Origin of the sequence: Limosilactobacillus antri DSM 16041, assembly GCF_000160835.1 — a bacterium.
GTDB lineage: Bacteria > Bacillota > Bacilli > Lactobacillales > Lactobacillaceae > Limosilactobacillus > Limosilactobacillus antri.
Window position 1 is genome coordinate 769,115 of record NZ_GG700733.1, and the last position, 20,213, is coordinate 789,327.

At 54.3% G+C, this 20,213-nt stretch carries 18 protein-coding genes; 15 read left to right on the forward strand and 3 right to left on the reverse strand.

Annotated features, from left to right (window positions below):
* The first annotated feature begins 1 nt into the window (after position 1).
* From HMPREF0494_RS07135 to tsaD, 6 genes are all read left to right on the forward strand, one after another.
* Positions 2–2,257: an RNA degradosome polyphosphate kinase gene (locus tag HMPREF0494_RS07135; protein ID WP_007124282.1), complete on the forward strand. Its 2,256-nt coding sequence runs from the start codon at positions 2–4 to the stop codon at positions 2,255–2,257.
* Positions 2,241–3,185, forward strand: coding sequence for a Ppx/GppA family phosphatase (locus tag HMPREF0494_RS07140; protein WP_040458894.1), 945 nt, complete (start codon positions 2,241–2,243; stop codon positions 3,183–3,185). Before HMPREF0494_RS07135 ends, HMPREF0494_RS07140 begins: the two co-directional genes overlap by 17 nt.
* A 115-nt stretch (positions 3,186–3,300) precedes the next feature.
* The gene (gene galE / locus HMPREF0494_RS07145; RefSeq protein ID WP_007124284.1) at positions 3,301–4,296 is read left to right on the forward strand and encodes a UDP-glucose 4-epimerase GalE; all 996 of its coding nucleotides are present in this window, start codon (positions 3,301–3,303) and stop codon (positions 4,294–4,296) included.
* A gap of 219 nt (positions 4,297–4,515) precedes the next feature.
* On the forward strand, positions 4,516–5,241 hold the full coding sequence (gene tsaB, locus HMPREF0494_RS07150; RefSeq protein WP_040458895.1) for a tRNA (adenosine(37)-N6)-threonylcarbamoyltransferase complex dimerization subunit type 1 TsaB: 726 nt from the start codon (positions 4,516–4,518) through the stop codon (positions 5,239–5,241).
* A complete protein-coding gene (gene rimI / locus HMPREF0494_RS07155; protein WP_007124286.1) occupies positions 5,225–5,788 on the forward strand; it encodes a ribosomal protein S18-alanine N-acetyltransferase in 564 nt (187 codons plus the stop codon). The genes tsaB and rimI overlap by 17 nt, the downstream gene beginning before the upstream one ends.
* A gap of 6 nt (positions 5,789–5,794) precedes the next feature.
* Complete coding sequence (gene tsaD, locus HMPREF0494_RS07160) at positions 5,795–6,826, forward strand: tRNA (adenosine(37)-N6)-threonylcarbamoyltransferase complex transferase subunit TsaD (RefSeq protein ID WP_007124287.1); 1,032 nt, start codon at positions 5,795–5,797, stop codon at positions 6,824–6,826.
* A gap of 74 nt (positions 6,827–6,900) precedes the next feature.
* Here tsaD and proC read toward each other — a convergent pair whose 3' ends face one another.
* Positions 6,901–7,668 carry a pyrroline-5-carboxylate reductase gene (gene proC, locus HMPREF0494_RS07165; protein ID WP_007124288.1) on the reverse strand — a complete coding sequence of 256 codons (768 nt, stop codon included), beginning with the start codon at positions 7,666–7,668 and terminating at the stop codon, positions 6,901–6,903.
* 388 nt (positions 7,669–8,056) lie between these two features.
* On the opposite strand from proC, the gene HMPREF0494_RS07170 reads away from it, so the two are divergent.
* Together HMPREF0494_RS07170 and HMPREF0494_RS07175 are read left to right on the forward strand one after the other, a co-directional pair.
* Complete coding sequence (locus HMPREF0494_RS07170) at positions 8,057–8,842, forward strand: carbon-nitrogen family hydrolase (protein ID WP_007124289.1); 786 nt, start codon at positions 8,057–8,059, stop codon at positions 8,840–8,842.
* Between the two features lie 18 nt (positions 8,843–8,860).
* Complete coding sequence (locus HMPREF0494_RS07175; protein WP_007124290.1) at positions 8,861–10,039, forward strand: pyridoxal phosphate-dependent aminotransferase; 1,179 nt, start codon at positions 8,861–8,863, stop codon at positions 10,037–10,039.
* Between the two features lie 43 nt (positions 10,040–10,082).
* Here the strand turns inward: HMPREF0494_RS07175 and HMPREF0494_RS07180 are convergent, their stop codons facing one another.
* Positions 10,083–12,020, reverse strand: coding sequence for an ABC-F family ATP-binding cassette domain-containing protein (locus tag HMPREF0494_RS07180; protein WP_007124291.1), 1,938 nt, complete (start codon positions 12,018–12,020; stop codon positions 10,083–10,085).
* 225 nt (positions 12,021–12,245) lie between these two features.
* On the opposite strand from HMPREF0494_RS07180, the gene HMPREF0494_RS07185 reads away from it, so the two are divergent.
* The 5 genes from HMPREF0494_RS07185 (at position 12,246) to HMPREF0494_RS07205 (ending at position 17,376) form a co-directional block, all read left to right on the forward strand.
* The gene (locus HMPREF0494_RS07185) at positions 12,246–12,890 is read left to right on the forward strand and encodes a redox-sensing transcriptional repressor Rex (protein ID WP_007124292.1); all 645 of its coding nucleotides are present in this window, start codon (positions 12,246–12,248) and stop codon (positions 12,888–12,890) included.
* A gap of 189 nt (positions 12,891–13,079) precedes the next feature.
* Entirely contained in the window at positions 13,080–13,364 is a 285-nt protein-coding gene (gene groES / locus HMPREF0494_RS07190) for a co-chaperone GroES (RefSeq protein WP_007124293.1), read from the forward strand.
* A 60-nt stretch (positions 13,365–13,424) separates the two neighbouring features.
* Positions 13,425–15,053: a chaperonin GroEL gene (gene groL, locus HMPREF0494_RS07195; RefSeq protein WP_007124294.1), complete on the forward strand. Its 1,629-nt coding sequence runs from the start codon at positions 13,425–13,427 to the stop codon at positions 15,051–15,053.
* A gap of 210 nt (positions 15,054–15,263) precedes the next feature.
* A complete protein-coding gene (locus HMPREF0494_RS07200; RefSeq protein ID WP_007124295.1) occupies positions 15,264–17,102 on the forward strand; it encodes an APC family permease in 1,839 nt (612 codons plus the stop codon).
* Positions 17,103–17,115: 13 nt separating this feature from the next.
* The gene (locus HMPREF0494_RS07205) at positions 17,116–17,376 is read left to right on the forward strand and encodes a hypothetical protein (protein ID WP_040458896.1); all 261 of its coding nucleotides are present in this window, start codon (positions 17,116–17,118) and stop codon (positions 17,374–17,376) included.
* A gap of 45 nt (positions 17,377–17,421) precedes the next feature.
* Here HMPREF0494_RS07205 and HMPREF0494_RS07210 read toward each other — a convergent pair whose 3' ends face one another.
* The gene (locus tag HMPREF0494_RS07210) at positions 17,422–18,066 is read right to left on the reverse strand and encodes a YigZ family protein (RefSeq protein ID WP_007124297.1); all 645 of its coding nucleotides are present in this window, start codon (positions 18,064–18,066) and stop codon (positions 17,422–17,424) included.
* A 66-nt stretch (positions 18,067–18,132) separates the two neighbouring features.
* Between HMPREF0494_RS07210 and HMPREF0494_RS07215 the strand changes: the two genes are divergently transcribed.
* Positions 18,133–19,461, forward strand: coding sequence for an ATP-dependent helicase ComFA (locus tag HMPREF0494_RS07215; protein WP_040458897.1), 1,329 nt, complete (start codon positions 18,133–18,135; stop codon positions 19,459–19,461).
* The gene (locus HMPREF0494_RS07220) at positions 19,442–20,122 is read left to right on the forward strand and encodes a ComF family protein (RefSeq protein ID WP_040458898.1); all 681 of its coding nucleotides are present in this window, start codon (positions 19,442–19,444) and stop codon (positions 20,120–20,122) included. Before HMPREF0494_RS07215 ends, HMPREF0494_RS07220 begins: the two co-directional genes overlap by 20 nt.
* Positions 20,123–20,213 lie beyond the last annotated feature (91 nt).

Consider the following 20,213-nt stretch of genomic DNA (forward strand, 5'->3'; position numbering starts at 1 on the left):
AATGTACAAGGATTTTTATAAACCAGAAAATTACGTCAACCGGGAACTCAGCTGGATTGACTTTAATGGCCGGGTCCTCGGTGAGGCCACGGACGTCAGCAACCCGCTGCTGGAGCGGGCAAACTTCCTCGGGATCACCCAGAGCAACGTCGATGAGTTCTTTATGGTCCGGGTGGCCTCGCTCCATAAACTGGCGGCGGCCAACGTGACCACGACTGATGCCTCAGGGCTCACGCCGGAAGAGCAGCTGAACGCGGTCAACCGCAAGGAACACCGGATGGTCCAGGAACGCTATGAGATTTACAATGAACAGATCATTCCCCAGCTGGCAAAGGAGCAGATTAACATTCTCCACATCCAGGACCTGGACCAGAAGCAGTATGAGTTTATCCGCCGCTATTTCAACGACGAATTGATGCCGGTCCTGACACCAATGGCTGACGATAGTTCCCGGCCGTTCCCGTTTATCTCCAATAGTTCACTCAACATTGCGATCCGTCTGCGGCGGGATCCGGCGGCCCGGCAGCCCGGGAAACACGAAACCTTGGAGGGGGACCAGGAAGTTAATAAAAAGCAAACCGAACCCCATGACGACCGGCAGGAAGCCGAAATTAAGTTTGCAACAGTCCGGGTGCCGGAAATTTACAAGCGCCTGGTCCGGCTACCGGGAGAAAATAACTTTATCCTGATTGACGAACTGGTCAAAGAGTTTCTGACCCTGCTCTTTCCGGGCTACCAGATCCTGGCGACGGCTACCTACCGGGTCATGCGGGACATGGACCTGGACGTGGCGGAAGAAGATACCTCGGACCTCCTAAGGGCCGTCAAGCACCAGCTGCGGGAACGGGAGCACGGCCAGGTGATGCGGCTGGAAGTGGAGAATAGCATTGATGGCTGGTTAGAGGATCAGCTGATTGATAACCTCCACGTTTCAGAACGGTCGATCTACCGGGTTGACGGCCCGGTTGACCTGACCTTTTTGAAGAAGCTGTCGGGAATGGTTGACGGGCACGCCGACCTGCGCTTCAAACCGTTCAAGCCCTACCTAAACCCCCAGCTGGACATGGAACACAACATCTTCAAGGCGATTCGCCAGCGGGATTACCTGCTCCAGCACCCCTACGACAACTTTGACGCGGTCGTTAACTTTATCCACCAGGCGGCGACCGATCCCGCAGTGCTGGCCATTAAGATGACCCTCTACCGGGTTTCGGGAAATTCGCCAATTATCAAGTACCTGGGGATGGCCGCCCAGCGGGGCAAGCAGGTAACGGTCCTGGTCGAAGTCAAGGCCCGGTTTGATGAGCAGAATAACGTTCGCTGGGCCCAGCGCTTGGAGCAGATGGGCTGCCACGTAATTTACGGCCTGGTGGGCTTAAAGACCCACTGTAAGGTGGCCCTGGTTATCCGCCGGGATGAGGACGGTCTGCGGCGCTATATGCACCTGGGAACCGGGAACTATAATGACGTTACCGCGCACTTTTACACTGACATGGGGCTCTTTACCTGTGACCATGAATTAGGGGTCGACATGACCAACCTCTTTAACATGCTCTCCGGGTTTGCCCGGCCGCCGTACTTTTACCAGCTCCGGGTTTCGCCAGACGGGATTCGCAATTTCATTAACCAGAAGATTGACGACCAGATTGCGGTGGCCAAGTCCGGCAATCCGGCCCTGATCCGGATGAAGATGAATTCTCTGTCGGATAAGCAGATCATTGCCCACCTTTATGACGCGGCGGCTAATGGGGTCAAGGTCCAGCTGCTGGTTCGGGGAATCACCTGCCTGCGCAATGACCTGCCTGAATTGCACAATAATATTGAGGTCCATTCCATCGTTGGCCGCTTCCTGGAACACTCCCGGATTTACTACTTTGAAAGTAACGGTCACGAGGAAATTTACCTCGCCAGTGCCGATATGATGACCCGCAACCTGAACCGGCGGGTCGAAGAATTGTATCCGGTCACCCAGGCAGATACCAAGGCCCGGGCCATTCAAATCTTTGATATTATGTGGCGGGACAACGTTAAAACCCGGGTCTTAGAGGGGGACCACTACGAGCGGATCGACCGTGACGGTGCAGCACCATTTAACTCCCAGGAATACTTTGTTCAGGAGGCGGTCCGTCTGAATAAACAGGACAATAAGCAGCAGCGGGCCCGGCGCCACTTCCCCAACGTCTTTGAAACCCTCTCAAAGCACGTACCGAGCCTGCACTTAAAAGAAAAGGATGATGCTAATGGCGAAAACGACTAGACTAGCGGTGATTGACCTCGGCTCGAATTCGGTCCGGCTTAAGATCAGCGAGATCCTGCCGGACAACGAGGTGGTGACCCGGCAGTATATCAAGCGCTACGTCCGGCTTTCTTCACAGATGGGGCCGGAAAAGACCCTGAAAAAGGAACCGGTCGAACGGACACTGGACGCCCTGCGGGAATTTCGCGAAATCTGCGACCAGTATTCACGGCTCAAGGTGATTGCGGTGGCGACGGCGGCAGTCCGGCAGGCAAAAAACCAAGCAGAATTTTTGCAACGGGCGAAAAAGGAAACCGGCTTTGCCATTCGGGTAATTTCCGGGGCCCAGGAAGCTTACTTAGATTACGTGGGGGTTACCCATAGTCTGGAAATTGACCGGGGGCTGATTATTGATACCGGGGGTGCCAGTATGGAGCTCGTCGGGGTCGAAAGCGGGGCCGCTGAAGAAACCATCAGTATCCCCCTGGGGTCAGTGATCTTATCCCAGCACTACCACCTCGGCGATCAAATTCAGGCTGCCAACCTCTTCGACGCCATGGTCGAGGTTGATGAGGCATTGTCGCACCAGCGCTGGCTCAGCCGCTTCCGGGACAGCCGGATTATTGCCCTGGGCGGCTGCAACCGGGCCCTCGCCAAAATCTACCGCTGGCGAAACGCGGTCGAAGGCAAGGCCGCGCCGATTCACGGCCTGATGATGACCTCGGCGACGGCTTTTCAAATCATGCACGAACTGCTAGAAGGGGATCGGGCCAGCCGGGCGGCAATCCGCGGGGTAACCCGGGAACGGGCCGATGTCATTGTGGGTGGCCTCCTGCCGCTGCTCGCCTTGATGCGCCAGTTAGCAATTGATGAGGTGGAGTTTAGCAATAGCGGGCTGCGTGAGGGCCTCCTATACAAGTATCAGGAGCACAAGCTCGACTTTGACTAGTTTTACTCCTTTTTACTAAAATTTACTAATTATTTTAGCGGGTCTGTGCTACAATTTGGGTGAACGAAGCGCAACCGTCAGTTGCTGGCGGTAGTTGAAGCAAGGAGGAAGTAAGATGGCAATTCTAGTTGCTGGTGGGGCCGGCTACATTGGCTCCCATATGGTGAAGAACCTGGTGGAACATGGTGAAGACGTGGTTGTTGCCGATAACTTGTCGACCGGACACCGCGCCGCAATTAACCCGCAGGCGAAGTTTTACGAGGGCGACATCCGGGACCGGGAGTTCTTGGATCAGATCTTTGAGAACGAGGACATTACCGCGGTCGTTCACTTTGCGGCCTTTTCAATCGTTCCAGAATCAATGAGCAAGCCATTGAAGTACTTTGACAACAACACTGGTGGGATGATTACCCTGCTAGAAGCAATGCACGATCATGGGATCAAGTACATCGTCTTTAGTTCAACCGCCGCCACCTATGGGGTACCTGAGCATATGCCGATTAAGGAAACTGACCCGCAAAAGCCGATTAATCCTTACGGCCTGAGCAAATTGATGATGGAAGAAATGATGGCCTGGGCGGACAAGGCGTACGGGATTAAGTTTGTGGCCCTGCGCTACTTCAACGTTGCCGGAGCCGCACCAGACGGTACAATCGGGGAGGACCACGGTCCAGAAACGCACCTGGTACCGATTATCCTCCAAGTTGCCCAGGGGAAGCGGGATGAATTGAGTATCTTCGGTGATGACTACAACACCCCGGACGGGACGAACGTGCGGGACTATGTTCACGTCATGGACCTGACCGATGCCCACATTCTCGCCATTAAGTACCTGGAAGCCGGCAACCAGAGCAACGCATTCAACCTGGGCTCATCAACCGGCTTCTCCAATAAGCAGATGCTGGAGGCGGCCCGGGAGGTTACCGGGAAGCCGATCCCAGCTAAGATGGCACCCCGGCGTCCAGGGGACCCTGACTCCCTAGTAGCGGCGAGTGATAAGGCCCGGGAAGTCTTGGGCTGGAAGCCAAAGTACGATGATGTTCACGATATCATTGCCACGGCGTGGAAGTGGCATTCCGCGCACCCTAAGGGCTATGATGACCGGGACTAATTAACGTGAAACGATATAGTGCGGTGCAATGCGGCTGCACGAGATAATTGCAGATGGGGCTTCAGAGTTTGGCTTTGCCGGCGCTGAAGCCCCATCTGTGTCCCGCGTCAGCTAATGAATTCCAGAGCAACTGAGAGTTTTTTGGCGCGCCCCCGGCTTTCGGTCAGCAAAAGCGGGGTGGGTGTGATAAGATGGTCTATGATTGAAAGGATGATCGAAATGAAAGTACTTGCCATTGATACCTCAAACCACCCGATGAGCGTGGCCCTAGTTGAGGATGACCAGCTGCTGGCCACCACAACGTTAAACATGGTCCGCAACCATAGCATTTACTTGATGCCAACGATTGATCAGCTGGTTCAGCTGGTTCAGTGGACCCCCGCAGACATTGACCGGGTCGTTGTCGCCCAAGGTCCTGGCTCGTATACAGGTATCCGGATTGCCGCCACGACGGCCAAGACCCTGGCGGATACGCTGAAGATTGACCTAGTGGGCGTTTCCAGTTTGGAAGTAGTTGCCCGGAACGTTTTACCAGGCAGCGAGCAGGTCATTGTCCCCTTCTTTGACGCGCGGCGGGGCAACGTCTTTGCGGGTGCCTACCAGTGGCAGGAGGGGCAGCTGGTCAGTTTGATTGCCGACCAGCACTTGGCAATGACGACCCTGCTCGACCAGCTGGCACGGGTGGACCGTCCGGTGATCCTGCTCGGCCACATGACCAAGCGGCTTAACGACCAGGTTAACGCCCTACCGGCAAACGTGACCTTAGCTCCCCGGGCTTACGGGATTCCGTCAACTTACCAGCTGGCCCTCGCGGGTGAAAGCCGCCCGGCGGCCCAGGCAATCGATCCCTTTGTACCGCACTACCTCCGGATTACCGAGGCGGAGGCCAACTGGCAGAAACTACATCCAGGAGAAAATAAGCAGAATTATGTTCGAGAAGTTTAAATCGTGGTACCACTGCACCATTAACGCGCGGCGCCAACCGATTTTGGACTTTAGCCGGCGGCTGATTGTGGTTCAGGGCCGGCACTTTACCGTCCGGCAGGCGGCTGAACGGGACGTCCAAAGGATGGTTGAGATTGAAAAACAAATTTACGGGACGGCGCCGTGGAGCTACGCCGCCTTTCAGCTAGAATTGCAACGTCCCCACGACCGTCTCTACCTCGTGATTGCCACTGACGCAGAGACGGTTGGTTTTATCGGGATGGCGGTTGACTGGTACCACTTGGACCTCCACATTACCAAGCTGGGAATCACCCCGGGCTGGCAGCGCCGGGGTCTGGGGACGTACTTAATCAAGACCGCCCTTGCCTATGCCCGTCACTTGCAGCTGCGGTCGCTGAGCCTGGAAGTCCGGGTTCACAACCTGGTGGCGCGGCACCTGTATGAGCAGTTTGGCTTTCGCGAACAGCACATCAAACACCGGTACTACCTGGATAACCATGAGGACGCAATTGATATGCAGGTCGACCTATTGAGTAGAGGAGAATAAGAACACATGGCAGAACGAAAATTAATTCTTGCCTTTGAGACAAGTTGTGACGAAACGAGTGTGGCGGTAGTCGAGGACGGAACGAAGATCCTCTCCAACATTGTGGCCACCCAGATTGACAGCCACCAGCGCTTCGGCGGGGTGGTCCCGGAAGTGGCAAGCCGGCACCACATTGAGTGGATTACCCGCTGCATTGACCAGGCGTTAGCCGAAGCGGGGGTTGATTACTCGGATTTAATGGCGGTGGCGGTTACCTACGGCCCGGGGTTAGTTGGCTCGCTGCTGGTTGGTGTCACCGCAGCTAAGGTGGTCGCCTGGGCCCACCAATTGCCCCTGGTTCCGGTCAACCACATGGCCGGGCACCTGTATGCTGCCCGGTTCGTCGGCGAGTTTAAGTACCCGCAAATGGCCCTGCTGGTTTCTGGCGGACACACTGAATTGGTGTACATGCCACGGGAACACGAATATGAAATCATTGGCGAAACCCGGGACGATGCGGCGGGGGAAGCCTATGACAAAATCGGCCGGGTCCTAGGCGTGAACTACCCGGCAGGAAAGACGATCGATGAATGGGCGGCGCAGGGGCAGGATACCTTCCACTTCCCGCGGGCAATGGAAAAGGAGGATAACCTGGACTTCTCCTTTAGCGGGCTCAAGAGTGCCTTTATCAACACCGTTCATAATGCCGACCAGCGGGGGGAAGAACTCAATAAATTTGACCTGGCGGCAAGCTTCCAACAGAGCGTGGTCGACGTGCTAGCGGAAAAAACGCTGCGGGCCCTCGACCAGTACCCAGTTAAGCAGCTGATTCTGGCCGGTGGGGTTGCGGCTAACCATGGCCTGCGGACCCGGCTGGACCGTGAGATGGCAAAGCACTACCCTGATGTGTTGATGTTGCAGGCGCCGCTGAAACTGTGCGGTGATAACGCGGCGATGATTGGTGCCGCAGCGGCAGTTAATTACCAGCATGGTGACCGGGCCGCCCTAGACCTGAACGCGGTTCCGGGATTAATGTTTGACCGCATGAAATCAATGTAAAATAAAGCGGGCACCAGCATTCGATTTTACCGAATGCTAGTGCCCGCCTGTGCTTTTGCAGGGAGAACTAGTAATTACCCGTTGGCCTTGTTTACCGCGTCGATGACTGCATAGCGGAAACCGGCTTTTTCCAGGGCTTCGACGCCGCGGATGGTGGTGCCGCCGGGGGAGGTCACCTGGTCACGGAGCTGTGCCGGGGTCAACCCGGTCCGCAGGGCGAGCTGGCCGCTGCCGGTAACCATACTTGCAGCAAGCTGGTAGGCAGTTGACCGGTCCAAACCGTATTTAACGCCGGCGTCGCTGAGGGCGTCCATAAAGACGTCGACGAATGCTGGTCCGCAGCCGCCAATCACCCCGACGATATCAAGCTGGCTTTCGGGAACCCGGATGACCTCCCCGAGAGGGTTGAGGACCTGGCTGATTTTATCGAATGCCGGCGCCATGACGTTAGGGCCTAAGGAAAGTCCAATGGTCCCCGCGTTGACGGCCACCGGAATGTTGGGAATGATTGCCGCGAGCGGGTTGGCAGGGAAAATGGCGGCAATTTCCGCGAGGTGGACGCCAGCGGCTGCGGAAATAATCACCGTATGAGCGGGTAGACCTGCCAGTTGCTTTAGGACGGTCAGGGTAACCTTGGCGGGCGTGGTCACAATCACGACGGCCGGCTTTTTGCTGACGACTTCTTCGCAGCTGTTAACCAGGTGGAAACCCTCTTCCTGGGCAAATTTGCTGACCCGCGGGTTCACCGGGTTCATCCCGATAACGTGATTTTCCGCCTGGCTTAATAGTCCCTTGATAATTGCTGAGCCCATGTGGCCCACGCCAACGACTGCGATTTTCATTAAGGTATCCTCCTCTGAGTTGATAGTTCTATTTTACAATAGAAGTTGAATTAAAAACTAATTATGAGAAATGATTGACATTTGATGAGATGGAGATTAAAATACGCTTAAGAAAATTATAAAAACGACGGATGAGTACGTTTCTGTTAGGTATGCAGAGAGCCTTTGTTTTGCTGAAAGAAGGTTGCTGACGAAACGAAAGATGGTCTGCCAATCGTTTGCACCGACGAGCCGTTTGGGCAAGTCGGTACCGGGTGAGTTCCGCTAGCGACTCCAAGTTTAAACTTAGCAAGGCTGGTGCTGCGAGGCGCTGGTAAATTAAGGTGGTAACACGGGAGCCCTCGTCCTTTTGGATGAGGGCTTTTTGAATTTAATGGGGTGGTAAGAAATGAAGATTAAAGTAGCGCTGGGACAGTTTAACATTCAATTTGCCCAACCGGCGGCCAATCGGGCCCGGGTCCGGGAACTGGTGGCAACGGCCGCGGCGGGGAATGCCGACGTGGTTGTGCTGCCGGAAATGTGGAATACCGGCTACGCCCTTGACGCGTTGCCGCAGCTGGCGGACGAAGATGGCCGGACAACTTTGGCCCTGCTTCAGGAGTTGGCCCGGCAGTACCATATCGGAATCGTGGGCGGCTCGGTCGCGGTCAAGACTGGTGACCACTTTGTTAACCGCACCCTCGTGGTGGACCCCTTAGGCAACCTGCTGGGGCAATACGATAAGGTCCACCTCTTTGGACTGATGGCTGAGGACCGGTACCTAGTGGCCGGGGACCAGGAAAATTACTTCCGCCTTGCCGGGGTTCCCAGCGCCAGTTTTATTTGTTACGACCTGCGTTTTCCCGAATGGATCCGGACCGTCGCACGTCACGGGGCCGACGTTTTATACTTCCCGGCGGAATGGCCCGCTGTTCGAATCCCGCAGTGGAAGCTGCTGCTGCAGGTCCGGGCGGTCGAAAACCAGTGCTTTGTAGTTGCCGTTAACCGGGTTGGTGACGATCCGGACAACCACTTTAATGGTCACTCGCTGGCAATCGATCCGCTGGGCCGGGTGCTTGTCGATGCCGGAGAACACGATGGGGTCACCTTTGCTGAGCTTGATCTTGCCCAATTAGCAACGGTGCGGGGACCGATCCCCGTTTTTGCTGACCGCCGTCCAGAACTATATCGCTAGGAGAAAAGGGGAATAATCATGGAATTTCAACAGTCACACTTACTGGATACGCTACCGAAGCAGTTTTTTGCCAACCTGGTCGCTAAGGTTGGCAAGCAGGTTGCCGCGGGGGTTGACGTTATTAACTTAGGGCAGGGGAACCCTGACAAGCCAACACCCGACTACATCGTTCAGGCAACCCAAAAGTGGGTCGCTGACCCGCAGACCCATAAGTATTCACCGTTCCAGGGCTTGTCAGAATTTAAGCAGGCGGCGGCCGACTTTTACCAGGAAAAGTACGGGACCAGCTTGGACCCGGCGCAGGAAGTTGCCATCCTTGGCGGTTCCAAGATTGGCCTGGTTGAACTGCCCTGGGCGTTGATGAATCCGGGTGACACCTACCTGTTACCGGATCCCGGCTACCCGGACTACTTTTCCGGAGCAGCGCTGGGCGGCGTGCAATTTGAAACGGTCCCCCTGCTGGCGGAAAATAACTTTCTGCCGGACCTGCAGTCGATTCCGGAAGAGGTTGCTCGGCGGGCCAAGTTCTTCTACCTTAACTACCCGAATAACCCGACTGGTGCGGTTGCCACGAAGGAATTCTACGAAGAACTGGTGGCCTGGGCCAAGAAGTACCATGTTGGGATCATCAGCGACTTTGCCTATGGCGCGCTGGGCTTTGATGGCCAGGCTCCGTTGAGCTTCATGCAGACCCCCGGAGCTAAGGAAGTCGGCGTGGAATTCTATACCTACTCCAAGACCTTTAACATGGCGGGCTGGCGAATTGCCTTTGCGGTGGGTAATCGCGACATTATTAGCGCGCTGAATTTAATCCAGGACCACCTGTTTGTCAGCCTGTTTCCGGCACTGCAAAAGGCGGCGATCGACGCATTGCGGGATCCGCGGCGGGACGCGGCGATTGCCGAGATCGTCCACCGCTATGAGGAACGCCGGAACGCCTTTGTCGACGCGGCAGAAAAGATCGGCTGGCACGCCTTTGTTCCGGCCGGAACCTTCTACGCCTGGATGCCCGTGCCCGCTGGTTATAGCAGCGAAGGCTTTGCTGACCTGCTGTTGGAAAAGGCTGGGGTGGCGGTTGCACCCGGCAACGGCTTTGGCAGCCACGGTGAAGGCTATGTCCGCATCGGGCTCTTGATTTCACCAGACCGGCTGGAAGAGGCCGTGGCGCGGATTGGTAAGCTACACTTGTTTAAATAATATAGAAGCGGCTGGAGAAGGATGTGTTCCCCTAGCCGCTTCATTAATTTTTCTGGTCAAAATTTTCTAACTCTTCGGCGGCCGCCGTCCACGCCAGTTCGACTTCGTCAGACTGGGCTTTGAGCTGGTCGAGCTCTTTCTGCAGGTCGGTCAGCCTGCCGATGTCCGTTGCCACCTCCGGCTTGCTCATTTCCGCTTCAATTGTGCTTTGCTGCTCTTCCAGCTGGGCCAGCTGGTCTTCCAAGTCATCAACCTTGCGTTGCAGTTTGCGCCGGGCCCGCTGCTGGTCCTTGCTTTGCTGGTAGGATTGTTTCCCCTGTGAAGGCGAATGGACGGACTGGCCCGCGCTGGCCTGTGCTGGCGCCGGTGCGGTCTTGGCCACCGCGGTCAGGTAGTCGTCATAGTCACCCTCGTAGTGTTGAATGCCGGTCTTGCGCATATCTAGGATGTCGGTCGCCACCTGGTTGATAAAGTAGCGGTCGTGGGAAACGAACAGTACCGTACCTGGAAACTCGTTGATGGCACTTTCGAGGACTTCACGACTGTCAATGTCCAGGTGGTTGGTCGGTTCGTCCAGGATCAGGAAGTTGATCGGCTGAAACGAAAGCTTGGTTAGCTCTAAACGGGCTTTTTCACCCCCCGACAATTCGTGAACAACCTTGTAGACGTCATCACCGACAAAGAGGAAGCTGCCCAGGAGGGAGCGGATATCCTTTTCCGGCACTTCGGGATGGTCATCCCAGACTTCCTCCAGCACCGTCTTGTCGGGGTGGAGCTGCTGCTGTTCCTGGTCGTAGTAGCCGATGTCCAAATTGGCACCGAACTTAACCGTCCCGCTGACCGCCGGAATTTTGTGGAGGATGGTCTTTAAGAGGGTCGACTTGCCGATCCCGTTCGGACCGATAATGCCAACCCGATGGGGCTTGCGAACCGCAAAGGAGAGGGGACCGGCGAGGACCTGGTCGTCATAGCCGACCTTGAGCTGGTCAACGTCCAACACCTCGTTGCCGCTTGCTTTCTCGCTATGGAATTGAAAGTGGATCGACTGGTCATCGGTTGCCGGCCGGTCCAGCTTATCCATCTTTTCCAATTGCTTGCGCCGGGCCTGGGCACGCTTGGTGGTCGATGCCCGGACGATGTTGCGGTTCACAAAGTCCTCCAGCTTGGCAATCTTTTTTTGCTGCTGGTCATAGTGCTTCCACTCGGCCTTCAGCCATTCCTGCTTGTGCTGGACAAACTGGGTGTAGTTGCCGGTGTAGTGTCGCAGGGTGCGATTGTCCAAATCGTAAACATCCTTGACGACGTGGTCCAGGAAGTAGCGGTCGTGGGAAACGACCAACAGGGCCCCCTGGTAGCTCTTCAGATAGTCCTCCAGCCAGGCGAGGACGTTCATGTCCAGGTGGTTGGTCGGTTCATCCAGGATCAGCAGGTTGGGTGCCTGCAGCAGGATTTTGGCTAAGGCCAGCTTAGTCTTTTGACCACCAGAGAGGGCGTTCACCGGGGTGTCGTAATATTGTTCACCGAAGCCAAATCCGGTCAGAATTCCCCGCATCCGGGATTCGTACTCAAAACCGCCCCGTTTTTTAAAATCACTCTGCAGACGGTCGTACTGTTCCATTACCCGCATGTATTGGTCGCTGCTTGCGTCGAGGGTTGCCAACTGGGCTTCCAAGTCGTGGATGTCCTGCTCTTCTTGATGCAGGTCGGCAAAGACCGTATCGAGTTCTGCCCAGATGGTGTTTTGACTATCTAAACCTTGATCCTGGGCCAGGTAGCCAATCGAAAGCTCCTTCGTCCTGCTGATGCTTCCTTCATCCGGACTAGTAATTCCCGCAATCATTTTCAGCAGGGTGGTCTTGCCAGCTCCGTTGCGGCCAACCAGCGCCGTTCGGCCGTGCTCCTGGATTTGCAGGTTGATATCATGGAAGAGGACGTCGGCCCCAAAGCGGCGCTCGACGTTATTTGTTTGCAAAAGAATCATTTTGAAACCTCGCTCATATCATTATGGTAACAACCATTATTTTAGCAGATTTCCGATTATTTTATTAAAAAAGTGGAATTATTTTGTATACGGCTTCACAAAACGGCGGTTAATTGCTAGAATGATTAGGAGCTAAATTTCACAAGAGCGGCGTGGCCTACCAACTAGCAAGTTCTATCCCAATCACTTTACTGGGACACGTTGCACAAGAATAGGGGGATAAATATGACGACCAAAAAAATACCACGGGCTACGGCGCGCCGGTTACCAATTTATTATCGTTATCTGACAATTTTGTTGAACGCGAAAAAGGAGCGGGTATCTTCAACTGAACTTTCAGAGGCAGTGCAGGTTGATTCAGCAACCATTCGCCGGGACTTTTCCTACTTTGGTGAATTAGGGAAGCGGGGTTACGGTTACGACGTGGCCAGCCTGTTAAAGTTCTTTAAGGGAATCCTGCACCAGGATTCGCTGGTCAGCGTGGCCCTGGTGGGGGTCGGCAGCTTGGGAAGTGCCCTGCTGAACTTCAACTTTCACCAGGATACGAACCTGCGGATTAGCGCGGCCTTTGACACCAAGCCGGAGCTGGCGAATAAGATTAAGAGCGGGATCCCGGTCTACCCCGCGAAGGATATTAAGCAGCAGCTCCAGGAGCAGCAGATCGATATTGTGATTCTGACCGTTCCCGGCGAGCACGCCCAGGAGGTGGCGGACCAGCTGGTGGACGCCGGTGTCCGAGGGATTTTGAACTTCTCACCGGTGCGGCTATCTGTGCCGAAGGAGGTTCAGGTGCAAAATATTGACCTGACCAACGAACTGCAAACCCTTATTTACTTCATTAAAAATTACTCTGACGGCAATAAAAAATAGTTATTATTCCCACACGCTTCTTTCTTGAGGTCGGTGGGATTTTTTTATTGCCGCTAATTAGTCAAAATTAGTCAAACATATCAGTTGCTTTTTGAGTGAAGAGTGGTGTATAGTAAGAATTGCGGTTAGCACTTAACAAGGAAGAGTGCTAAAAGCAAATTTATTTATTAACAAGATGGAGGGATTGACGTGTTAAAACCATTAGGAGATCGCGTTGTTCTACAAGCTGAAACTGAAGAAGAAAAGACGGTTGGTGGGATTGTCCTTGCTTCCAACGTAAAGGAAAAGCCGACTACTGGTAAGGTAATTGCCGTTGGTGAGGGACGGACCCTTGAGAACGGTCAAAAGCTTGCTCCAGCTGTTAAAGAGGGCGACCGGGTACTGTTTGACAAGTACGCCGGCAATGAAGTTGAATACAACGGCGAAAAGTACCTGGTTGTTCACGAAAAGGACTTAGTTGCCGTAATCGACTAGGATTATTAAAAATAGAACATAACACTTTAAAACGAATTTCTTATTTGAGGTGACAATATAATGGCAAAAGACATTAAGTTTGCAGAAGACGCCCGCGGTGCAATGCTCGCAGGTGTAGATAAGCTGGCTGATACTGTTAAGACAACGATGGGGCCAAAGGGCCGGAACGTTGTTTTAGGCCAGAAGTACAGCAACCCAACGATTACTAACGATGGGGTTACGATTGCCAAGAGCATCGACTTGGAAGACCCATTTGAAAACATGGGTGCCAAGCTAGTTGCGGAAGTTGCATCCAAGACCAACGACATCGCTGGTGATGGTACGACGACTGCCACTGTCCTGGCCCAGGCAATTGTTAACGCCGGCATGAAGAACGTTACCTCTGGTGCCAACCCGGTTGGAATCCGGCGCGGGATTGACAAGGCTACCAAGGCAGCTGTTGAAGCTCTGAAGAGTATGTCACACGAAGTAAAGACCAAGAGTGATATTGCCCAAATCGCCTCCATTTCTGCTGCTAACCCTGAGGTTGGTAAGCTGATTGCCGACGCGATGGAAAAGGTTGGTCACGATGGGGTCATCACGATTGAAGACTCCCGTGGTGTTGACACCAGCGTCGACGTAGTTGAAGGGATGAGCTTCGACCGTGGCTACATGTCCCAATACATGGTAACTGACAACGACAAGATGGAAGCTGATCTGGACAACCCATACATCTTGATTACTGACAAGAAGATCAGCAACATCCAAGATATCTTGCCATTACTGCAAAATGTTGTTCAACAAGGTCGGGCACTGCTGATTATCGCTGATGACATTACCGGTGAAGCTCTGCCAACCCTTGTTTTGAACAAGATTCGGGGAACCTTTAACGTTTGTGCTGTAAAGGCCCCTGGCTTTGGTGACCGGCGGAAGGCCCAATTGCAAGACATCGCCGTTCTGACTGGCGGTACGGTAATTTCTGACGACCTGGGCATGAACCTGAAGGACGTTACCGTTGACCAATTAGGTCAAGCTAACAAGGTTACGGTTACTAAGGATGCCACCACGATCGTTGACGGCTCCGGCGCTAAGGAAGCAATTGCCGAACGGGTTGACCAAATCAAGCAGGCAATTGCCAACACGACTTCAGACTTTGACAAGGACAAGCTGCAAGAACGGCTGGCAAAGCTTTCTGGTGGGGTTGCCGTTGTTAAGGTCGGTGCCGCTACCGAAACCGAATTGAAGGAAAAGAAGTACCGGATTGAGGATGCCCTGAACGCTACTCGGGCCGCTGTTCAAGAAGGCTTCGTACCTGGTGGTGGTACTGCCCTGGTAAACGTTATTCCAGCCCTTGAAAAGGTTGAAGCCAGTGGTGACGAATTGACTGGTGTCAACATCGTTAAGGCAGCCTTGGAAGCACCTGTTCGTCAGATTGCTGAAAATGCCGGTGTTGAAGGCTCAGTAATCGTTAATGAATTAAAGGGTCAAAAGGAAGGCATTGGTTACAACGCTGCCGACGACAAGTTTGAAGACATGGTTGCAGCCGGAATCGTTGACCCAACGATGGTTACCCGTTCTGCTCTGCAAAACGCGGCCTCAGTTTCTGCCCTGTTGCTGACGACTGAAGCAGTCGTTGCCGACAAGCCAGAACCAGAAGGCAGCCAACCAGCCGCACCACAAGGCGGTGCCGGTATGGGCGGTATGATGTAATTTGAAGTTAAATTAAAGATAAAGGGCGGTTGCTGCGGCAAGCGCCTTTTTTGTTTAGGGAGAATATTTCCCGGGAAATACGGGGAATTATACTGAAAATCGGAATTTTAATCGCCATGGTGATTGAAAAGTAGGATAATTAGTTGTAACATTGTTCAGTCATATAAGGATGCTAAAATGCTTAACAATTAATTTAGTAGGAGGATAGCAATGTGGCGTTATCTTAAACGTGTATTAATTGGGAAACCATTGAAGACCCTGGATGAGGGGCAGACCCACCTGACAAAGTTCAAGGCCCTGGCCATGCTGTCGTCTGACGCGATTTCGTCAGTGGCGTATGGCCCTGAGCAGATTACGACTGTCCTGGTGACGCTCTCAGCAGCGGCGCTGTGGTACTCGGTGCCGATTGCCGCAATTGTGCTGGTTCTGTTGCTGGCGATTACCCTATCATACCAGCAGATTATCCGGGCCTACCCGAGTGGTGGTGGGGCCTACATTGTTGCCACCCAAAACTGGGGGAGCAATGGGGGCCTGGTCGCTGGTGGATCACTGCTGGTCGATTATATGCTGACCGTAGCGGTTTCCACGACGTCCGGGGTCGAGGCGATTACCTCGGCGGTTCCGGCACTCTACAAATTTTCAATTCCGATTGCAATTATTATCGTATTGCTGATTATGTTTATGAACCTCCGGGGGATGAGCGAGAGCGCAAACTTCTTAACGGTGCCCGTTTACTTTTTTGTGATTATGATTTTCGTCATGATTATCTGGGGATTCTACAATGTGGCGACCGGTCAGATCCATTACCAGGCTCCCGCAGACTACGGCACCCCGGTTGCCGGGATGAGTGTGGTTCTGTTTATCCGGGCCTTCTCAGCCGGTTCTTCCTCGCTGACCGGGGTAGAAGCGGTCAGCAACGCGGTGCCGAACTTCAATAAGCCGAAGGAAAAGAACGCCGCCACGACCCTGGCAATTATGAGTGCCATCTTGGCCTTCTTCTTTATTGCCATCATCTTCTTCAGCTTCTTTATCGGGGTAGTGCCAAACGGGCGGACCACGGTTCTTTCACAGATTGCCCTCGCCATCTTTGGCGGTCACGGGCTGGGTTTTTACCTCTTGCAGCTATCGACGGCCATGATTTTGGCGGTGGCGGCCAACACCGGTTTCTCCGCCTTCCCGATTTTGGCCTTTAACATGGCCAAGGATAAGTATATGCCCCATGCCTTCATGGATCGCGGTGACCGGTTGGGCTACTCGAACGGAATTATTTCCCTGGCCATTGGGGCGATTATCCTGATCCTGATTTTCCACGGTCAGACTAACAGCCTGATCCCCTTGTACGCCGTCGGGGTGTTTGTCCCGTTTACCCTTTCCCAATCCGGAATGATCATTCACTGGTTCCGGAGGCGGGAAGGCTGGTGGGTTGGAAAGGCCTGCATTAACTTTGTCGGTGCGGCAATTTCCCTCTCACTAGTGGCTTTCTTATTCTGGCAGCACTTTGGCAACGTCTGGCCATACCTGATCATCATGCCGCTACTGCTCTATATGTTCCACAAGGTCCACTCCCACTACACAAAGGTGGCGGCGCAGCTCCGGGTAGCTGAAAAGACGAAGGTGCAGCTCCATGATTATGATGGAGCCACGGTGATCGTCCTGGTTGGTAACGTGACCCGTGTGACCCGGGGGGCGATTAACTACGCCCGTTCAATCGGGGACTACGTCATTGCCATGCACGTTTCCTTTGATGAAAACCCGGGTAAGGAGCATAAAACGGCCAATGAATTTAAGGCTGAGTACCCGGATGTCCGGTTCGTGGACATCCATTCTTCTTACCGGTCAATTGCCAAGCCAACCCTCCGCTTCGTCGACGTGATTGCCAAGCGGGCGGAGGCGCGCAACTATTCGACGACTGTCCTGGTGCCGCAGTTTATTCCTAAGCACCCGTGGCAGTTGGCGTTGCATAACCAGACCAGTGTCCGCTTGCGGGCACTGCTGAATTCACGGGAAAACATTATTGTGGCCAGCTATAACTACCACCTCCATGAGTAGTGAGGGTGTTGTGATGCCGAAACGACAGATTTTAATTGGCGTTGCCTTTGCCCTGGGGCTCTTCCTGGTGGCCGGGTATACGATTGACAACCGGGGATTTCACTCGGGGATTTATGGGATCCTCGGCAGCCTCCTGCTTATGGCAGCGTACCTGGGAACATTTTGGCCGCAGATTAAGGCCGGTGACCGTCACGCTCGGCGGCTTGCCTGCTTGTTGGCAGTGCTGCTTGCCCTGATTATTATTTTAAACATTGCCGAAGCAGTATTAGCATAGTAAAAAAGCGTTTCGGACGGTTGAAAAGACCGCGCGGAACGCTTTTTAGTTATTAATTTTATAGGGGACCTCGTGAAAGCGGGTACCCATTTTTTGAATCTTCAGCTGGTGGTTGAAGCGGTTCTGCAGGTGGGCAATTGTTTGGTCCGCCGTGGCTTCGTCGATCAACACGTTGCAGGTAACGTTGACGCCGTATTCTTCGTTGCTGACGGTTAGCTGGTGCTCCTTGATGTAGTACAGGAGCGGGTCATGCTGACGATAGCTGACGGTGACGGCGATTTGCAGCTGCTTGATTCGCTGGACAATCCCGGCTTGGTGCACCGCCGCGGTGGTGACGTTGCTGTACGCCCGAATGAGGCCGCCCGCGCCCAGCTTAATCCCGCCAAAGTAACGGGTGACCACGGCGACAACGTTATGCAGCTTTGCCATTTGCAGGGATTCGAGGATCGGAACTCCCGCCGTGCCACTGGGTTCGCCATTATCGCTTTCTCGTTGAATTTGGTCCTGGTCGCCCACGAGGTATGCGAAGCAGTTATGGTTGGCTTTGCGATTGGCTGCCTGGACTTCTTTAATAAACTGCTGGGCCGCTTGTTCACTGCTGACCCGTTGGAGGGAGCAGATGAAGCGGGACTTTTTAATTGTTAATTCTGCTTGTTTAGCGGTTGCGATGGTTAGAAAAGGGGTTGTCATAGTGTAAACTTCTTTCGTGAAAAATTATGGATTGCCCGTATTTAAACAGTGAAGGGGGGCGAAAAAATGCTGGAAAATTATTATGGCCGCCGGGTCCTGGCCGGGCGGGATGAATTACCGCCGGCAGGCGTTCAGACTTTACCAGCAATTACGGTAGAGACGCGGGAAATCCTGTGCCACCGCTGTGGGCAGCGGACCCCCAAGGCGGTGGCCGCCCTCCCCAGGGGTGAGTACTATTGCCCGCATTGTATTAGCCTGGGCCGGGTTTCGACACTATGCAAATTTTATCATGTTCCAGAGCCAAATCAATTTACAATTAGCCCGCCAATTTTAACCTGGCGTGGCCAGTTATCACTCCTGCAGGAAGCTGCTGCTCGTCAGGTTAGCGCGGGGATGCTGGCCCACCAGCGGCAGCTGCTCTGGGCGGTCACCGGAGCTGGCAAGACGGAGATGATGTTTGTCGGTCTAGCGGCTTGTCTGGCCCGGGGAGAACGGGTGGCGATTGCCTCGCCCCGGATTGACGTCTGCTTAGAGCTATATCCCCGCTTGCGGGCGGCCTTTGCCAGCACCGAGATCGCCCTTTTGCACGGTCGGCAAGAACGTCCCTACCACTATGCCCAATTAACGGTCTGTACGACGCACCAGCTGTTACGGTTTTACCGTGCTTTTGACAACCTGGTTATTGATGAGGTCGACGCGTTTCCGTATGCCGCTAATCCGGTTCTGTTTTACGCAAGCCAGCAGGCGGTTAAAGTCAATGGCGGTCAATTATTTTTAACCGCCACCCCCGGCGAATACCTGATGGGGGAGGCTCGCCGGCGGCACTTGCGGGTAACCTACCTCCCGTTACGCTACCATGGCCACCTTTTACCCGAGGTCCATTGCCACATCGTTCGCCGCTGGCGGCAGCGAGTGCAGGAGGGGGCGTTGCCGGTGGCGGTGCAACGGCGTTTACGGGCAAGCCTCCAGGGCGGTCACCGCTTTCTGCTGTTTGTGCCCCACGTTGCTGACCTGGCGACTGTTGCCCGGGCCTGTACCCGGGGCTTTCCGACGGCTGCCTTTGCAACGGTTCATGCCCAAGATCCGCAACGGCTGGAAAAAGTTCAGGGGATGCGCGACCACCGGTATCATTTTTTAATTACAACGTCGATTCTTGAACGGGGGGTGACCTTTCCAGAGATTGACGTCTTTGTACTGGGCGCGGATGATGACATCTTTTCTAGTGCGGCCCTTGTGCAGATTGCCGGCCGGTCCGGCCGGTCTGCCAGTCGTCCCGAGGGCCGGGTTGACTTTTGGGTAACTGCCCACTGCCGGCGGGTAAACCGGGCCCTTCGCCAGATCCGGTTGATGAACCAAAAGGGCCGACGGTGCCAGCATGAACTGCCAATTATGTAACCGCCGAATTGCCGTTAAGCTGACGTTGCGGGACTTGCTGTGGCCGGGACGCCTGCCACCGGCAACCGTGTGCCCGAACTGCCGGCAGCAATTTGTGGCCCTTGATTACGTAAACTGCTGCCCGGCCTGCTGTCGGCCACAGGAGACGGACCAGCTTTGTCCGGATTGCTGCTCCTGGCGTCAAAAATATCCTTGGCAACTTACCCACCGGGCGCTGTACCGCTACAATGGAGCGATGAAGGAGTTCATGCACCGGTATAAGTTTGCTGGCGATTACCGCCTGCGGACCGTCTTTGCCGCGGAGTTTACGGCCGCAGTTCGCCAGTTAACAGCGGCGGTCGTGGTACCGATTCCCGTTACGCAGGTAACAATGGCGACCCGGGGCTTCAACCAGGTGACGGGGTTGCTGGACGGCGTTGACTGGACCCCCTGCCTGCAAAACCGGGCGGTAAAGAAGACCGCACAGTCCCAGAAGCACCGGCGGGAGCGGCTGCGAACGCCCCAGCCTTTTGTCCTTAGCGACTCGTCAAAGGCCGTAGCCGGGAAGCGGGTCTTGCTGGTTGACGATGTCTATACGACCGGTCGGACCCTCTACCATGCCGCGGACCTGATTTACCAGGCTGGAGCAGCCGGTGTTATAAGTATCTCTTTAGCTCGTTAAATTACTTTAAATGATTTGTGAATAAATTTGTTAATTAATGATAAGTACACTATAATATAGATAGGATATGAGAAGAGTGGTCCTTCTGATA

Coding starts and splice junctions, on each gene's coding strand:
- tsaB (WP_040458895.1), top strand. CDS start 4,516: ATGAAAGTACTTGCCATTGATACCTCAAACCACCCGATGAGCGTGGCC.
- HMPREF0494_RS07215 (WP_040458897.1), top strand. CDS start 18,133: ATGCTGGAAAATTATTATGGCCGCCGGGTCCTGGCCGGGCGGGATGAA.
- HMPREF0494_RS07140 (WP_040458894.1), top strand. CDS start 2,241: ATGGCGAAAACGACTAGACTAGCGGTGATTGACCTCGGCTCGAATTCG.
- rimI (WP_007124286.1), top strand. CDS start 5,225: ATGTTCGAGAAGTTTAAATCGTGGTACCACTGCACCATTAACGCGCGG.
- HMPREF0494_RS07135 (WP_007124282.1), top strand. CDS start 2: ATGTACAAGGATTTTTATAAACCAGAAAATTACGTCAACCGGGAACTC.
- HMPREF0494_RS07180 (WP_007124291.1), bottom strand. CDS start 12,020: ATGATTCTTTTGCAAACAAATAACGTCGAGCGCCGCTTTGGGGCCGAC.
- tsaD (WP_007124287.1), top strand. CDS start 5,795: ATGGCAGAACGAAAATTAATTCTTGCCTTTGAGACAAGTTGTGACGAA.
- groL (WP_007124294.1), top strand. CDS start 13,425: ATGGCAAAAGACATTAAGTTTGCAGAAGACGCCCGCGGTGCAATGCTC.
- HMPREF0494_RS07200 (WP_007124295.1), top strand. CDS start 15,264: ATGTGGCGTTATCTTAAACGTGTATTAATTGGGAAACCATTGAAGACC.
- proC (WP_007124288.1), bottom strand. CDS start 7,668: ATGAAAATCGCAGTCGTTGGCGTGGGCCACATGGGCTCAGCAATTATC.
- galE (WP_007124284.1), top strand. CDS start 3,301: ATGGCAATTCTAGTTGCTGGTGGGGCCGGCTACATTGGCTCCCATATG.
- HMPREF0494_RS07220 (WP_040458898.1), top strand. CDS start 19,442: ATGAACTGCCAATTATGTAACCGCCGAATTGCCGTTAAGCTGACGTTG.
- HMPREF0494_RS07205 (WP_040458896.1), top strand. CDS start 17,116: ATGCCGAAACGACAGATTTTAATTGGCGTTGCCTTTGCCCTGGGGCTC.
- HMPREF0494_RS07175 (WP_007124290.1), top strand. CDS start 8,861: ATGGAATTTCAACAGTCACACTTACTGGATACGCTACCGAAGCAGTTT.
- HMPREF0494_RS07170 (WP_007124289.1), top strand. CDS start 8,057: ATGAAGATTAAAGTAGCGCTGGGACAGTTTAACATTCAATTTGCCCAA.
- HMPREF0494_RS07210 (WP_007124297.1), bottom strand. CDS start 18,066: ATGACAACCCCTTTTCTAACCATCGCAACCGCTAAACAAGCAGAATTA.
- HMPREF0494_RS07185 (WP_007124292.1), top strand. CDS start 12,246: ATGACGACCAAAAAAATACCACGGGCTACGGCGCGCCGGTTACCAATT.